Source organism: Stenotrophomonas oahuensis, from assembly GCF_031834595.1.
Lineage (GTDB): Bacteria > Pseudomonadota > Gammaproteobacteria > Xanthomonadales > Xanthomonadaceae > Stenotrophomonas > Stenotrophomonas oahuensis.
The window spans coordinates 1,716,507-1,732,655 of sequence record NZ_CP115541.1 but is presented as its reverse complement, the minus strand read 5'-3'; the positions used below and the strand labels follow the sequence as shown (position 1 = coordinate 1,732,655).

Annotated in this window: 12 protein-coding genes; 3 read left to right on the top strand and 9 right to left on the bottom strand. The window is 67.6% G+C overall.

Annotated features, from left to right (window positions below):
• Positions 1-51: 51 nt before the first annotated feature.
• From PDM29_RS07510 to PDM29_RS07485, 6 genes are all read right to left on the bottom strand, one after another.
• Positions 52-1,653 (bottom strand): OpgD/OpgG family glucan biosynthesis protein, encoded by a 1,602-nt coding sequence (locus tag PDM29_RS07510; RefSeq protein ID WP_311193227.1) that lies wholly within the window; start codon positions 1,651-1,653, stop codon positions 52-54.
• Positions 1,654-1,733: 80 nt separating this feature from the next.
• Positions 1,734-4,607: a protein kinase domain-containing protein gene (locus PDM29_RS07505; RefSeq protein ID WP_311193226.1), complete on the bottom strand. Its 2,874-nt coding sequence runs from the start codon at positions 4,605-4,607 to the stop codon at positions 1,734-1,736.
• Between the two features lie 30 nt (positions 4,608-4,637).
• Positions 4,638-5,204 carry an ECF-type sigma factor gene (locus tag PDM29_RS07500; protein WP_311193225.1) on the bottom strand — a complete coding sequence of 189 codons (567 nt, stop codon included), beginning with the start codon at positions 5,202-5,204 and terminating at the stop codon, positions 4,638-4,640.
• Positions 5,205-5,266: 62 nt separating this feature from the next.
• A complete protein-coding gene (mutM, locus tag PDM29_RS07495; RefSeq protein WP_311193224.1) occupies positions 5,267-6,079 on the bottom strand; it encodes a bifunctional DNA-formamidopyrimidine glycosylase/DNA-(apurinic or apyrimidinic site) lyase in 813 nt (270 codons plus the stop codon).
• Positions 6,080-6,371: 292 nt separating this feature from the next.
• On the bottom strand, positions 6,372-6,707 hold the full coding sequence (locus PDM29_RS07490) for an EF-hand domain-containing protein (protein ID WP_311193740.1): 336 nt from the start codon (positions 6,705-6,707) through the stop codon (positions 6,372-6,374).
• On the bottom strand, positions 6,704-7,906 hold the full coding sequence (locus tag PDM29_RS07485) for a DesA family fatty acid desaturase (protein ID WP_311193223.1): 1,203 nt from the start codon (positions 7,904-7,906) through the stop codon (positions 6,704-6,706). Before PDM29_RS07485 ends, PDM29_RS07490 begins: the two co-directional genes overlap by 4 nt.
• A 146-nt stretch (positions 7,907-8,052) precedes the next feature.
• Between PDM29_RS07485 and PDM29_RS07480 the strand changes: the two genes are divergently transcribed.
• Positions 8,053-8,877, top strand: a complete 825-nt coding sequence (locus tag PDM29_RS07480; RefSeq protein WP_311193222.1) for an ABC transporter ATP-binding protein — start codon at positions 8,053-8,055, stop codon at positions 8,875-8,877.
• 80 nt (positions 8,878-8,957) lie between these two features.
• On the opposite strand, the gene PDM29_RS07475 is transcribed toward PDM29_RS07480, so the two are convergent.
• Together PDM29_RS07475 and PDM29_RS07470 are read right to left on the bottom strand one after the other, a co-directional pair.
• Positions 8,958-10,166, bottom strand: a complete 1,209-nt coding sequence (locus PDM29_RS07475) for a DUF4785 domain-containing protein (RefSeq protein WP_311193221.1) — start codon at positions 10,164-10,166, stop codon at positions 8,958-8,960.
• A gap of 10 nt (positions 10,167-10,176) precedes the next feature.
• On the bottom strand, positions 10,177-11,058 hold the full coding sequence (locus PDM29_RS07470) for a lipase family protein (protein WP_311193220.1): 882 nt from the start codon (positions 11,056-11,058) through the stop codon (positions 10,177-10,179).
• 232 nt (positions 11,059-11,290) lie between these two features.
• On the opposite strand from PDM29_RS07470, the gene PDM29_RS07465 reads away from it, so the two are divergent.
• On the top strand, positions 11,291-12,139 hold the full coding sequence (locus PDM29_RS07465; RefSeq protein ID WP_311193219.1) for an acid phosphatase: 849 nt from the start codon (positions 11,291-11,293) through the stop codon (positions 12,137-12,139).
• A 258-nt stretch (positions 12,140-12,397) separates the two neighbouring features.
• Here the strand turns inward: PDM29_RS07465 and PDM29_RS07460 are convergent, their stop codons facing one another.
• Complete coding sequence (locus PDM29_RS07460; protein WP_311193218.1) at positions 12,398-14,665, bottom strand: TonB-dependent receptor; 2,268 nt, start codon at positions 14,663-14,665, stop codon at positions 12,398-12,400.
• Positions 14,666-14,878: 213 nt separating this feature from the next.
• On the opposite strand from PDM29_RS07460, the gene PDM29_RS07455 reads away from it, so the two are divergent.
• Positions 14,879-15,907, top strand: coding sequence for a TIGR00266 family protein (locus tag PDM29_RS07455; RefSeq protein WP_311193217.1), 1,029 nt, complete (start codon positions 14,879-14,881; stop codon positions 15,905-15,907).
• Positions 15,908-16,149: the final 242 nt, after the last annotated feature.

Below are 16,149 nucleotides of genomic sequence, written 5' to 3'. Positions count from 1 at the left end.
CCGAAGGGTGCCCATCGTAGATGGGCATACCGTTGGTCGGTACGCCGTTGATCAATACAACGTCCGCTCCGGCGCACCGGCCGGCGGCGGGTTGTACTGATACAGCCACGTCTCCGTCAGCGTCTTGCCACCACTGCGCAGATACAGACGAATATCGATCTGATCGGTGGAATCATCCGGCGGCACCAGGTCGAACATGGCGCGGTAACCCTTGATCTCGCGCAGCGGACGCGCAGAGACAATCTCGGTGCGACCACGGCTGGTCTGCACCACCGCTTCCACTTCGCCCTTGTCGATCAGCGCGGCCAGCTCGCCGCCTTCGAAGTCCACCGCGAAACGCCACGAGAAGTACTCGCGCTTCTTGCCGATCACCCCGCCCAGCCCGGTGCGCGTGGCCACGGCCTGGGCCAGCGGCGGCCGTGCCGGCGGTTCCGCGCCCCAGTACAGGCGGTAGCCCAGCAGCATTTCCTGGCCCGGCTGGGGTTTGGCTTCCGGGTTCCAGAACGCGACGATGTTGTCGAAGGTCTCGTCCACGGTGGGAATTTCCACCAGCTGCACCGAGCCCTTGCCCCACTGGCCCTTCGGTTCCACCCACAGGCACGGGCGCTTCTCGTAGAACACGCCGTCGTCCTGGTAATGGTCGAAATTGCGGTCGCGCTGCAGCAGCCCGAAGCCCTTCGGGTTGTTGTCCACGAACATGTTGAAGCGCAGCTGGCGCGGGTTGCTCAGCGGCCGCCAGATCCACTCGCCGGCCCCGGTCCACATCGACAGGCCGTCGGTATCGTGGATTTCCGGACGCCAGTCCCAGGCCATGCGGCGGTCGTTCTCGCCCACCTGGTACATGCTGGTGCACGGTGCGATGCCCAGGCGCTCGATGGTCTTGCGCGGATAAAGCGCCACGTCCACGTCCATCAACAGCACATCGCCGTTGGTGATGGCGAAGCGGTAGGCACCGGCCACGCTGGGCGAATCCAGCAGGGCGTACACCACCAGGGTGTTGGAGTCCTTGGCCGGCTGCTCCAGGAAATAGGCAATGAAGTCCGGGAATTCCTCCGGACGGTCCATGCCGGTGTCGATCGCAAGGCCGCGCGCGGACTGGCCGTACTGTCCTTCCTTGCCGACCGCGCGGAAATAGCTGGCCCCCAGGAACGCGGCGAAGTCGCGGTCGGTGTCCTGGCGGGTGTTGAGGCGGAAGCCGGCAAAGCCCAGGTCGGCAGGCAGGTGGCTGCCCTTCAGACCGCTCTTGCCGTAGTCGAACGCGGCCGGGTCATAGGCGAGTTCCTGGGCGATGCCGTTGACCACGTCGAACATCCGCACCGGCGAATGGAAGTACAGACCCAGGTGGAAGAACTTGGCCTGGAAGCGACCGGGCTGGTCGGCCCACAGCGCGTGGTCCTGACGGTAGCGGATGGACTGGTACTGGTCCCAGTCCAACGCCTCCAGCGGCCCGGGCAGGGTGCGGCGGTGACTCTTGTAGGCGGCTTCGGACAGCGCGCGGGCCTGGCCCTTGAGCGTGGCGAAGTCGAACGGCTGCGGCTGGCCGAGCCGGCGCAGGCCCACCTGGTTGCCCTGCGCGGCGCAGGCCGGCAGCGCGGGAAAACCGATGGCCGCCAGGGCCAGGGAAGCGTTGCGGATGAAGTCGCGTCGTTGCATGCAGGGCAGCAAAGGCAGGAAAGGGCCGGCCATCATAGGCACGCGAACGTTAAATCGCCGCTGTGATGAATGGGGAGCGTTCAGTCTCGCGACGCGACCCTGTGCAGCGACCCGTCACCGCAGTCGCCCAGGGCCAGTTCGATGCTGCGCGCCACCCGGCCGCCCTCCGGTCGAAGCCTGCGCACGTCGTCACGCAGCGCCAGCAGCGCCGCGCGGCCTCGCGGCGGGGCCTGGCTGCAGCGCAGCTGACCCTGCAGCAGGCGCGCCCGCCAGCGCAGCTGCTGCGTGCGCGGGTCGGCACCCGGTACGGCCACCACCTGGGCCAGCACGCGCTCGGCTTCCACGCTCTGCCCCAACCGCACCAGGTTGCGTGCCCAGGCCAGCTGGACGGCGTGTTGCTGCAGCACCGCTTCGGGCCCGCCGCGCGCTGGTCGTGCCATCAGCCCGGCCAGGCGCTGCCCGGCATCCACCGGGTCCACCCGGGCTCCCAGGATGTCGGCCATCCGCCAGTCGGCGCGCTGCACCATGGGATCGTCTTCGCCGCGCTGCGCGGCCAGCCATTGGCGGCCTTCGCGCAGCGCCGCCAGCGCCTCCTCCCATCGCCCCGCGTCGGCCAGCGCCACGCCGTAGTCGTACAGCCCCAGCGGCAGCAGGCCTACGCAATCGGGCTGACGCCAGATCTCCACCGCACGGGCAAAATCCTCCACTGCCTGCGCGGTGTCGCCGCGCTCTCGTGCCAGGTGGCCCATGGCGTTCCAACTGGCCCCGGTATCGCGGTGCCGATCGCCCAGCGCCAGCCGGGTCAGCCGATGTACTTCCTGCAGGGTCGCTTCGGCCTCAGCCAGGTCGCCACGTTGCAGCGCCAACGTGCCGCGCAGGCGGCGGATGCCCAGGGTTTCCGGGTGGTCGGGGCCGTACAGGCCAAGTGCGTCGTTCCACGCCATGTGCAGGTGCTGCGAGGCCGCGTCCAGGTCACCCTGCGCGGCCAGCGTTTCCCCCAGGTGGCGGCGCAGGGTGACCCGCTGCGGGTCACGCTCGCTGGTGCGCAGCTGCAGCAGCTGCAGCGCCTGCCGATAGCCCGCCAATGCGGCCTGGGTACGGCCTTCGTCGCTGTCCAGCGCGGCCAGGTCGGCCAGGCTTTCCGCCGTGCTGGTGGTGTCCTTGAGGAGGTCGCGGCGCAGGCTCAGCGCCTGGGTAAAGGCCTCGCGTGCGGGCCCCCTGTAACCCAGCAACTGCTGGCAGCGGCCCAGCTGGGCGTGGTATTCGGCCACCAGCGAAGGGAACGCGTGCTGGTACTGCGCGGCCAGCGCCTGCATCGGGCTCAGGTGGGCTACGCATTCGCGCGAGCGCCCCAGCATGCGCAACGCGCGCCCGCGTTGGGTGACCGCTTCCAGCTGTAGTTCCGGCGGCACATCGTCCACCTGCTCCAGCAGCGCGCGCTGCCGGTCCAGGGTCTGCAGCGCCAGCTGGTAATCGCCAAGGCCAATGCGCAGCCGCCCGATCACCCCTTCCAGGTCGGCCAACGGCAAGGGCTGGTCGGCCAGTTCGGCTTCGCCACGCTGCTGCCCGGTCGCCAGCATCTGGCGGACGTCGAAGCTGCCGTGTCGCGCACTGGCAGCGCGGTCGAACAGGCCGATGGTGAAGTCCTGCATGGCTTGCGCACGGGCAATCTCGCGCCGCGCCTGCTGCATCTGCCACACGGCCAGCACCGCCAGCACCAGCAGGGCGAACACGCTGACCGCGCCCAATGCCACGCCCCAGCGGTGCCGGCCCAGGTACTTGCGCAGCCGGTACAGCGCGCGCTGCGGGCGCGCGTGAATGGGGCGTCCCTCCAGAAAGCGCTGCACGTCCTGCGACAACGCCTCCACCGAGGCGTAGCGCTGCGCCGGTTCCTTCTGCAGCGCCTTCAGCAGGATGGTGTCCATGTCGCCGCGCAGGCGGCGTGCCAGGCGACGTGTGGCGGCACTTGGTTCGGGGTCGGCTGCGGTTGCCGGCCAGCGGCCGGCACTACCAGGGTCGGTGCGTAACAGGAGACTCGATGCGCGCGGGGCGTTCACCTCCAGAATCGAGCGCTCCCATTCGGCGTCGCTGAGGCGGCGCAGCCGATACGGCTTGCGTCCGGTGATGACCTCGAACAGCACCACCCCTAACGAGTACACATCGGTCAGCGTGGTCACCGGTTCGCCGCGCACCTGCTCCGGCGCGGCGTAGTGCAGAGTGAACGCACGCGCTTCGGTGGGCGGGTGCGCCCCAGGATCGCGCGGCTGTTCGTCATCAAGCAGCTTGGCAATGCCGAAATCCAGCAGCTTCACCTCGCCGTCTGCAGTGACCAGAATGTTGGAAGGCTTCAGATCGCGGTGCACGATCAGGTTGGCGTGCGCGTGGCTGACCACCGCGCATACCTGCTGCATCAGCTTCAGCCGGCGCTCCAGCGGCAGCTGCAGGCGCTGGCAGTAGTCGGTGATCGGCTCGCCTTCCACGTAGGCCAGCGCCAGATAGGGCTGGCCCTGCAGATCGATGCCGGCGTCCAGCAACTGCGCCAGGTGCGGGTGCTGCAGGCGCGCCAGAATTTCGCGTTCACGGCTGAAGCGTTGGCGCAGGCCGGGGTCGGCATAGCCGCTGCGCAACAGTTTCAGTGCGACCTGGCGTTCGTACAGCCCGTCGGCGCGTTCGGCCAGCCAGACCTCGCCCATGCCACCTTCGCCCAGCCGGCGCAGCAGGCGGTAGGGGCCGATGCGCGTGCCCTCACGGCTGTCTTCCGGTGCCGCCGTCCACAGCGGCTGGGCCATGAAATCGTGGCTGTCGGCTTCATGCTGCAGCAGCCGCTCCACTTCCCCGGCAAGGGTCGGGTCGGACGCGTGCAGCCGGGCCAGGCGCGCGGCGCGCTGGTCGGGTGGCAACTCCAGCAACTGATCCAGCAGCGACGACAACTGCTGCCAGCGCCCTGCTTCCATACGATCGATCTCCGACCGCCGTTGAACCGCTCAGTCTTCGCGCACCGAGGCCAGCAGGAACAGCCGCGCCTTCTGCCAGTCACGGCGGATGCTGCGTTCCGAACGCTGGCACAGATCGGCGATTTCCTGCTCCGACAACCCAGCGAAATAACGCAGCTCGACCACCTTGGCCAGGTGCCCATCCACCGCCTGCAGGCGGGCCAGCGCCACGTCCAGCGCCAGCAGGTCTTCGTCCAGGCGCACGCCGCTGCTGCTGTTCTCGGGAATCTCCGCGACCCGCTTCAGATCACCGCCCCGCTTGCGGGCCAGCCGGTTGCGGGCGTAATCCACCACCACGCTGCGCATGGCCGAGGCCGCATAGGCGAAAAAGTGCGCGCGGTCTTCAAAGCGTGCCGCGCCGCGTGCGCCCAGCAGCTTCAGGTAGGACTCGTGCACCAGCGAGGTGGCGTCCAGGGTACGGCCCTGCTGGCCGGCCAGCTGGCGCCGGGCCATCGTGTGCAGCTCCTGATACAGCAGGGTCAGCACCCGATCCAGCGCGGCACGGTCGCCCGAGCGGGCCGAATCCAGCCATACGGTGATATCCGGGCCTTCGTCCATGCCAAACCCCCGCCGGTGACGTTGGGCCGACTATAGCGCCCGCGTGAGGCTAAAAGTGCGACTCAGCGCTGGCAATGGCTGCACCACACACTGGCGCGCTGGCCAATGGTGGCGTGGCGCAGCGGCCGCCCGCACTGCCGGCAGGGCTCGCCTTCACGCCCGTAAACCAGCAGCTCCTGCTCGAAGTAACCAGGCGCGCCGTCCGGATTGATGAAGTCGCGCAGGGTGGTGCCGCCGCGGGTGATGGCGTGGCCGAGGATCTGCTTCACTGCCGCGCCCAGCCGCAGGTAGCGCTCACGCGAGATTTTGCCGGCTTCACGCAGCGGGTTGATGCCGGCCATGAACAGGCTTTCGGCGGCATAGATGTTGCCCACCCCGACCACGATCCCCTGATCCATCAGGAAGGTTTTCACCGGGGCCTTGCGGCCGCGGCTGCGCTGGAACAGGTACTCACCGTCAAAGACGTCGTCCAGCGGTTCCGGGCCCAGCCCGGCCAGCAGTTCGTGGGTCTGCCCCGCCGGTTGCCAGAGCAGGCTGCCGAACCGGCGCGGGTCGTTGAAGCGCAGCAGGCGGCCGTTGTCCAGGCTGATGTCGACGTGGTCGTGCGCCCGCACGGGTGTGTCGCCCGGCAGCACCCGCAGGCTGCCGGACATGCCCAGGTGCAGCACCGCACTGCCGATGGCGGTGTCCAGCAGCAGATACTTCGCGCGGCGACGCACGCCTTCAATCGCCTGGCCCGGCAGCAGGGTGCTGATTTCGTCGGGGATCGGCCAGCGCAGGTCAGGCCGGCGCAGGATCACGCCGTGAATGCGGCGGCCTTCCAGGTGCGGCGCGAGGCCACGACGGGTGGTTTCTACTTCGGGCAGTTCGGGCATGGGGGGATTCTACCGCTGCCGACGTGACACGCATGGCGTATCACCGTGGGACGCGCCATGCGCGTCCGCTCTTCGATCCTGCATCGCGAACGCCTGACCCAGGTCTTCGGTCAACGATAAACGCCGGCCGCAACCAGGTGCCGTGTTGATCGTGGCTTCGGGCGCTTGTGCCGCGCTGCGCGCGGTTGACACGCATGGCGTGTCACTACGAATTGCTACGTGCGCAGGTCGATTGCGCTGTTCGCCGGGCGCGTGCCCGGCGGAGAAATTGAACCGGTTGCGCCGGGGCGCATCACCGCGGCGGGGCAGCCAGTTCCTTCGCGCTCAGGAACCCATCCTTGTTCGCATCCTGTTTGTGGAAGCGCTCCACAATCGTCTGCCGCTGCTGCTCGCGGGTGATCGGCTTGCCCTTCCCGCCCGGCAGCTCATCACTGCTCAACACGCCGTCGCCATTCCGGTCCATGCGGTCAAACGCGTACATCATCCACGCCACATACTCATCCACGCTGACCTTGCCGTCAGCGTCGGTGTCCATGCGCTGCAGATAGGTGCCGGTATCGGCGACCTGGGCGTGGGCCACGGCGCTGCCCAGCAGCAGCGCGGTGCAGAGCAGACGACGCACCGTCAGTGCGCCGTCAACGCATAGCCCTTCAGGCGCGCTGCATAGGCCTGCAGCGCGGCGATACCACTGGCTTCCGCGTCCTGACACCAGGCCTGCAGCGCCTTCAGGCGTTCGGCGGCGTCGTTGCTGCGAGCCTCCAGCAGCGCGGAAAGGCGCGCGCGGTGTTCCACCAGCACGCGGATGCGCGGACGCTGCTCCACCCAGCTGTTGAGCTCCGCACGGCAGGCCGGCTTCAGCCAGCGACCGTCGTTGACCAGGCCACGGCGCATGCGGCGCGGCAGCAGCTTGCGCAGCTTGGCCCCGGCAAATGCAGCTTCTTCGCGCAGCGCAGGCACGAACACGTTGCGCTGGTAGTCGGTCATCGCCTGGAAGCGGTGCGACAGCAGCGCCTTCAGGGTTTCCGCATCCGGCACGGCGATGTTCGGGCGTACGTCCATGCTCGGGGCCACGCGCAGCACCTTGGCCAGCTTCACGGCCTGCAGACCGCGGATCGCGGCCCAGCCGATGTCGAACTCCCAGCGGCGCATCGAGAAGCGGGCCGAGCTGGGGAAGGCATGGTGGTTGTTGTGCAGCTCTTCGCCGCCGATCCAGAACGCCCACGGGGTGAGGTTGGTGGAGGTGTCGGCGGATTCGAAGTTGCGGTAGCCCCACCAGTGGCCCAAGCCGTTGACCACGCCCGCTGCCCAGAACGGAATCCAGGCCATCTGGATCGCCCACAGGGCCACGCCGGGCAGGCCGAACAGCAGCAGATTGACGAAGAACAGCACCACCGGGCCCAGGTTGGCGTGCGGGGTGTACAGGTGGCGCTCGATCCAGTCCTCCGGCGCACCGCGGCCGTACTGGTCGATGTCCGCGCGTAGAGTGCGGGCTTCACGGTACAGCTCCACGCCGCGCCAGAACACGGTGCCGATGCCCTTGGTGACCGGGCTGTGCGGGTCTTCCTCGGTTTCCACCTTGGCGTGGTGCTTGCGGTGGATGGCCACCCACTCCTTTGTGATCATCGAGGTGGTGAGCCACACCCAGAACCGGAAGAAGTGCGAGATGACCGGGTGGAAATCCACGCCCCGATGCGCCTGGCTGCGATGCAGGTACAGCGTCACAGCGAAGATCGTGAGCTGGGTGAACACCAGCAGCACCAGCGCCATGCCCCACCAGCCAAGGCCAGCGACGCCGCCGGTCAGGAAGTTGATGAGCATTTCGGGCATTGCAGAACTCCAGGCCTTCGGCCAGCAGATGGACAGGGTCACGTACGCCCATGATGGGGGCAGACGTTGCAAACTGCATCCCTCTGGTGCCATTTTTGCGCAGTCATTCAGTTGTTTTCGTCCTTCGTGAGTCCGGCCCCCTATTCATGACCGTTGCAGTTCCCGCCGCCGTAAGCCCCGCCCCGCTGATCGAACTGGACCGTGCCTGCGTCATCCGCGGCCAGGTGCGGGTGCTGCATGACCTCAGCCTGCGCATCGCGCAGGGTCAGCACACCGCCCTGCTGGGCCCGAACGGGTGCGGCAAGTCGTCCTTCATCAAGCTGATCACCCGCGAGCTGTACCCGCTGGCGCATGCCGACGGCACGGTTGCAGTGAAGGTGCTGGGCCAGAACCGCTGGCAGGTGGACCGGCTGCGTTCGCAGCTGGGCATCGTCACCGGCGACCTCAGCGCCAACCTCTCGGATATGCCCGGGCTGACCGTGGAAGAGGCGGTGCTGACCGGCTTCTTCGCCAGCTTCGTGGTGCCCGCGTTCCGCGAAGTGACCGCCGACATGCGCGAGCGGGCGCGCCAGGCACTGGCCCTGACCGGTGCCCTGCCCTTGCTGGCACGTGGTTATGCGGAGCTGTCTGCGGGTGAGACCCGCCGTGTGCTGATCGCGCGGGCACTGGTGAACCGGCCGCAGGCGCTGCTGCTGGATGAACCGTCCACCGGGCTGGACCTGGTGGCGCGCCAGCAGCTAATCAGCACCATGCGCTCGCTGGCGACCCAGGGCATCACCCTGGTGCTGGTGACCCACCACATCGAGGAAGTGATTCCGGAGATCGAGCGGGTGGTGCTGCTGCGTGCGGGGCGGATTGTGGCTGATGGGCCGCGCGCCGAGCTGCTGCGCGATGCGCCGCTATCCGAGGTGTTCGGTGGGCCGGTGCGGGTGCAGGAGCACAACGGGCATTTGACTGCATTTGCCGACTAAGTCGGGTTGCCGGCCAGCGGCCGGCACTACCCATCGTGCGACACCGACGGGACGGGGCCGAAGCCCCATCCCGTCATTGTTCAGAACGACACCGCGACCGCGCGCGATTCGATCGGGGCCATGCGGGTCTGATCCCGCAGCTCCAGCGCGCGCACCTGGAACGGCGCACCGTATCCCTTCGGCAGGGCCACGCTGTCGAACGGCAGGCTCAACGTGCCGGCACCGGCCGTCGCAAACCACGCCGCACTGTGCGCCTGCGCCACCGGCCGCAGCTGGCCGTCCGGCCCGGTGGCGTACAGCGTGCCGCGGGCCTCGTAACGGCCCGGCGCGCCCACCTGCAGCGGCAACTGCAGCACGCGCTTGCCGGCGTCGGCCTGGACCTGCCCACTGAAGCGTGCGGTGGCCTGGGCCACGGCGAAGGCGATCTTGGCGTCGCGCTGCACGCCATTGGCGCTGATGAAGGTCTGCAGTTCCCACAGCCCCTGGGTGTTGCCTACGTCCTGCGGCACGGTGACCTGCGCGGTCAGCCCGTTCTTGCCCGCCTGCAGCGGCACCGGCCAGCTACGGCCGTCTGGAGCCACCAGCAGTGCTTCGCCGCCAGCGGGCAGGCTGCGGACGAGATTGCGCGCGGCACCGCTCTGGGCGCTGCCGCCGTCATCCACCAGCTGTGCGTTGACGGTCAACGTGCCGCCGGCCAGCACCTGGTCGCGGCTGCCCTGCAGGCGCAGGCTGATCGGGCTGTTCGGTTCCAGCACCTGCACCACGTAGCGGCCCTGCGCCTGCGCGCTCTGCAGCCGGTAGGTGCCGGCAGCGGCGGTCTTGCCGGTGCGGGCCATGCCGGTGCCGGCGTTCACCGACATGCCGGCCGCCTGCAACTGCTGACTGTCGACCACCTGCTCGACCTTCAGGGTGCCAGCCGGGTCACGCAGTTGCCACTGCGCGGGGGTGAGGGTGCGTGCGCCTGGGGCCGGGCTGACCTGGATGACGGCGTCGGGGGCGGTCATCGGCAGCGCCACGCCCTGCTGCAAGGCGCTGCCGTCCACCATTTCCCAGTAGCTGCGGCTGATCGCCACGAACGGGGCCGGGTCGGACAGCGCCTGGGTCGGATCCAGCGCCCAGGCGAAGCTGACCGGTTCGCGCTCGCCGGCATCGGCTGGGAGTGGGGCAGATTCGACGCGGTTCGGCACCTGGTCGGTGCTCCGGGCGGCTTGAAGCGGTTGCGCAGCGTGCAATGGCAGGGCGGCGAGGGCGACGGCCATGGCCGCCGCAAGTTTCACGGGTGAGGTCATGTCGTGCTCCTTAAAGGGTAAGGTCGTTGCGCAGGATCGTGCCCAGGCCGAAGCAGTCGCGGCGGCTCTGGTTGTGGCTGAGCGGCTCGGCCCCGGCGGTACGCGCGGTGTCGGTGAACAGCACGGTGCCCGCGGCGCGCTGGCTGCTGCACTCCAGGAAGCCGTCGGAGCAGCTGTTCAACCAGTTCTGGGTGAACTCCAGTCCCACGTTGAGCGGATAGCCGCCGCAGTAGCTGTCGCTGTCCCACACCGCCGAATCTACATCCGACCCCACCACCGCGCGGAACGGCTTGGGCAATGCCGGGCGGCCGGCCGTGCCGTACAGGTTCTGCGCGTTGTAGGTGGCCATCCAGCCGACCTGCTGCATGCGCACGGCGTCGTTCTGGTAGCCGAGCAACCAGCCGACCGAGGCTTCGAACACATTGCCGTTGAGCACGGCGTCGGCCAGCGGCGTGCCGGCCGAGGACGGGGCCAGCGCGGTGACCTTGCTGATGGTCTGGATCAGCTTCGGGTAGCGGCTGTCGTAGGTGGGGTTGGACAGGATCCAGCGCACCACGTTGCCGCCGTTGGAATGGGTGATCACCACCAGCCTGGTGATGCCCTTGCTGTTGATGAAGCTGGTGAGCTGGGTGGCCAGGCAACCGGCGGCTTCCGGCTTCCACATGTACTGCTCGAAATCGCAGTTGATGACCGTGTAGTTGCTGCTGTTGGGCAGGCCCTGGCGCACGTTGTCGATGATGCCGGGTTGCCAGTAGTCGGTGCGGGCGTCGGTCTGCTTGCCCGTGCCGTGCACGAAGGCCACGCCCACCACGTCGGCGGCGTGCGCGCTGGCGCAGGTGAGCATCAAGCCGAGGGCCAGCATGGCCCCCGTCCCCACTGCTTTGCTTTGCATCGAGTGTCTCCGGATGTTTGGTGATCCCCCTGATTGCCGGCACCCTCGTGGGGAAGCTGCCGGGGCCGAAGCTATGCCGGGCGGCGCGTGAATTTCCGTGAACCAGTGCCGTATTCCTTGCATCTGCAACCACTCTCACGGGTTATGCCGGGTCTGGCGGCATGACCTGCGGCCGCTGGCAGGGGCCGATGAAGCTGCGATCATGCGGGCTCATCGTTGCCGAGTACTGCCCATGTCGTTGTTCACCCCATCTGCGCTGCTGCGCCCCGCCCTGGCTGCCGCCGTGATGTCGGTTCTGGCCGGCTGTGCCACCACGGCCGCCCCGCAGGGCACGCCGGTGGAGGCGTCGGTGGTGACCAAGGCGGTGGGCTACCTGGCGGTCCGCGATGTGCCAGCGAGTTTGAACCTGGTGCCCGCCCCACCGGTTGCCGGGTCGGCCGCTGCCGCCCTGGACGACCAGATCAGCCGCGAGGCGCGTGCGCTGCGCGGCAGCCCGCGCTTCGCCCAGGCCACGACCGATGCGGAGCTGGGCTTCCCGGAAGGGGCCAACCAGTTCTCCTGTGCGATCGGGATGGATGTGGACGCGCAGAAGACCCCGGCGCTGTACCGCCTTCTGGAACGCAGCCGGATTGACGCCAGCGCGGCGACCCGGGTGGCGAAGCACCATTACCAGCGCGCGCGGCCGTTCATGGTCAACGGCGAGCCCACCTGCACCCCGGACGATGAGGAAGGGCTGCGCAAGAATGGCTCCTACCCGTCCGGCCACACGTCGATTGGCTGGGCCTGGGCGCTGATTCTTTCCGAGATCGTGCCCGAGCGTGCCGACGCCATCCAGCTGCGCGGCCGCAACTACGGCGAAAGCCGCCTGGTGTGCAACGTGCACTGGCAGAGCGACATTCTGGAGGGGCGTTTCATGGGTGCGGCGGCGGTGGCGCGCCTGCACGACAACCCGGAATTCCAGCGGGATCTGGCCGCGGCGCGCAAAGAAATCGCCGCCGCCCGTGCGAGCGGCGCACATTCCAGCCGCGATTGCGCGACCGAAGAAGCCGTGCTGAAGGTGCGCCCAGACAGCGCGCTGTAATGTCCGAAGCACCATGCCGCGGTATCCGGATCTGACCGCGTTCGCCAGCAATTCGTAGTGCCACGCCATGCGTGGCAACCGCGCAACGCGCGGCACAAGCGTCCAGCACCGCGACAGGCCGGTTCCATTGCATTGGCCGACGTTTAAACCCAACCGAAGCCACGCGTCAGGGGTTCATGACGCCGGAACGAGGAGCAGTCGACCAAGGGTCGACTCTACCCAAACAAAAACGGCGCGGATTTCTCCGCGCCGCTTGCATCAGAACTTCACGGTGAACTCGACGCCAAACGTGCGCGGCTCGTTGAGGAAACCGGTCAGGTTGTTGAAGTCGATCGCACCGACCACGCGGGTCTGGTTGGTCAGGTTGCGACCAAACACGGCCACGTCGTACTGGCCGTATTCCCAGTTGTAGCCCAGGCGCAGGCCACCTTCCAGCGACGAGCGGCTGCGGAACTCCGGCGACTCATACAGGAAGAAGTTCACCGGGCTGCGGTAGGCCCAGTCGGTGTACACGTACAGCTCGCTGGCGTCATTGAGCGGGAAGCCCGCACGCAGGGTCAGGTTGTGGATCAGCTTCGGTGCCTGCGGCAGCGGGTTGCCGTTGACCAGTGCGTAGGTGCCACCATTGATGACCGTGGTCGGGTCGGTGATGGTGCAGCCGCCACCGCAGATCGCCACCGCCAGGTCGCGGTCCTTGATCTCGGTGTCGTTGTAGCTGCTGCCCAGGGTCAGCAGCACGTGGTCGGTCAGGTAGGCCTCGAAGTCCAGCTCCACACCCTGGCCAACGGTCTTGTCGGCGTTGAGCAGGGTGGCGGTGTTGTTGGCACCACCGACAGCGATCAGCTGCTGGCCGTCGACGTCATAGCGGAACACGTTGAAGCCCAGGCGTGCACGACGGTCGAACAGGTCGGCCTTGATGCCGGCTTCGTACGAGATCACCTTCTCCGAATCGGCCTGCGACACGCCACCGAAGGCCAGACGGCCCTGGATCGACGGCGCGCGGAAGCCCTTTGCCACTCGCGCATAGGCGTTGAGGTTGTCGGTGATCTGGTAGACACCGCTCAGGTCCCAGCTGACATCATCGACATCGGTCTTGGCCAGGTACGGGCCGCTGACCGGGGTGCCACCCGGCACCGCCTGCAGCACGCTGGCGGTGAAGTCCTTCTTGTCCTGGGTGTAACGCACGCCGGCACGCAGCTTGAACTTGTCGGTCACGTCCAGGTCGCCGGACGCGAACACCGCCCAAGCCTTGTTGCGCTGGCTCTGCACGGCGTGGCCGGTCTGCGGATTGCCGGGGGTGAGCGAGTCGTAGTTGAAGCTGTCGATGGTGACGTCTTCATCGAAGTAGAACACGCCGGCCTGCCAGTCGAAACGACCCCATTCGTTGGATTCCACGCGGAATTCCTGGGTCCACTGGCGGTGGTCGGGCAGACCGTCGGCCGACTCGGACGGGAACGGAATGAAGCCGGGGCCGTAATTGCCGTCGCCAAGGAAGCTGGCACCGTAGCCGCCGTCGATGTCGCCGTGGTTGAGCGATTCGGCGGTTTCATAGCCGGTGATGGAGTGCAGGGTGACGCTGCCCAGATTCCACTGCAGGCGCGCGCTGCCGCCCCAGGTGTCCAGCTCGGAGAAGTTCACGCCGTCATTGGAGACCTTGTCGCGGTCGAAGTTTTCCACCAGCGCGTTGCTGCCCGGCTGGATGATGTTGGCCCGGAACAGACGCGCGGTGCCGTTGAGCTTGCGCTTGTGCAGGTTGAACAGTGCTTCGAACTCGTCGCCTTCGTACAGGAACTGCACGCGGCCGGCGGACTCGTCATAGCCTTCAAAGCCTTCGGCCGGGGCGTTCGGGCGGGTGTTGTCGACGTAGTTGTCGCGGCGCTGGTACAGCGCCGACACGCGCGCCGACCAGCGGTCGGTCAGCGGGCCGCCGTACGCGCCCTGCACGTTCCAGGTGTCGTAGGTGCCGTAGGACACCTTCACGTAGCCATCGGCGTCCTGCGACGGACGGGCCGAATCGAACTTGACCACGCCGGCCGGGGTGTTGCGGCCGAACAGCGTGCCCTGCGGGCCGCGCAGGACTTCCACGCCGGCCAGGTCGAACAGGGGGAAGCCCTTCAGCAGCGGGCTTTCCTGCACCACATCGTCATACACCAGCGAAACCGGCTGCGAGGCATTGAGGTCGAAGTCGGTGTTGCCCAGGCCGCGGATGTAGAAGCGCGGGAAGGCACGACCATAGGACGATTCAATGTTCAGGCTGGGCACGCGCGCCGACAGGAAGCGGATGTCATCGCCGGCCGAGCCGAGCACGTCAAGCTTTTCACCCTGGATGGCCGAGATCGAAACCGGCACGTCCTTGGCGTTCTCCACACGGCGCTGTGCCGTTACCTGCAACGTATCGAGGGCGACCGGATCCTTGGCGGCGGGGGCGTCCTGGGCTGCGGCCGTCAATGGCAGCAGGGCGGCAAGGGCAACAACAAGGGGGTGCACGGACGCGGTGCGGCCGTGGGCAGTGCGGTTCGGGAACATGGCGATTAGGCTGTGTTGGGAGGGGTGGTGGACCGGCGCTACCAGACAATTGTTGCAGCACAGCAACAACGTCGCAAATTCCGGACATTTATTACCAACGTTTTGGACCCATGATGTGAAGGACAGCGTGGTTGCCGGCCAGCGGCCGGCACTACCGGTCACATCGGCTTCCCAGGCCCGTCCTTGTCCCCATCTCACCCAAAGGCCCTACCCATGACCCAGTGGTACTTCCACCTTTCCGGCCAACCCGACCGCATCGGGCCGCTGGACGACGATTCCGCCCGCCGGTTTGCCCAGGCCAACCGGCAGGCGCTGGTCTGGTGCGAGGGCATGAGCGGCTGGATGCAGATCGCCGAGGTGCCCGAACTGCTGGCCGGCAGCACCGGCCCGGTGGGCACCCCGCCGCCGGTCCCGGGCGGCTCAGGCGGGCGCAGCCAGCGCGCCGACGACATCGACTACCGCATCGTCGGCCATGAGATGCAGTTCGTGGAAATCGAACTGGACCCGGGCGAGAGCGCGATCGCCGAGGCCGGCGCGCTGATGTTCAAGGACGCCGCCGTGCAGATGGACACCGTGTTCGGCGACGGCTCGCACAGCGGCCAGGGCGGCGGCTTCATGGACAAGCTGATGAGCGCTGGCAAGCGCGTGCTGACCGGCGAGAGCCTGTTCGCCACCCTGTACACCCACACCGGCCACGGCAAGGCCAAGGTTGCCTTTGCCGCGCCCTACCCCGGCACCGTGCTGCCAATGAAGCTGGACCAGCACGGCGGCCGCCTGATCTGCCAGAAGGACAGCTTCCTGGCCGGCGCACGCGGGGTGCAGATCGGCGTGCACTTCCAGCAGAAGATCATGACCGGCCTGTTCGGCGGCGAGGGCTTCATCATGCAGAAGCTCGAGGGCGACGGCTGGGTGTTCATCCATGCCGGCGGCTGCGTTATCGAGCGCGAGCTGGCTCCCGGCGAGCGTCTGGATGTGGACACGGGCTGCGTGGTCGCCTTCCATTCGACGGTGAACATGGACGTGCGCCGGGTCGCCGGGATCAAGAGCATGGTGTTCGGCGGTGAGGGCGTGTTCCTGGCCACCCTGACCGGCCCCGGCAAGGTCTGGCTGCAGTCCCTGCCGTTCTCGCGCCTGGCCGGCCGCATGTGGATGGCCGCACCACAGGGCGGAGGCCAGAACCGCGGCGAAGGCTCGGTGCTGGGCGGCCTGGGGCGGATTCTGGATGGGGATAACCGGTTCTGATCGCCCCTGCTCTATGGACTGGTCGCGTGCTGCGGGCGTCCTAGGTAACAGCCGGAGCTAATGGATGTTTTTTCGCGAGCCAGGCTCAAGCCCCCTCAATCAACATGGACATCCCACTCCGAAGGTATCTGGGGATGTCCTGGCAGCCATCCAGCGAGCCATCATCAAGTGCATCGGTTGCTAGGGTCTGCTGGAAACAAAGGGTGCGATGTCGGAAACGGCTTTGTCTTCGTCCATGTCGC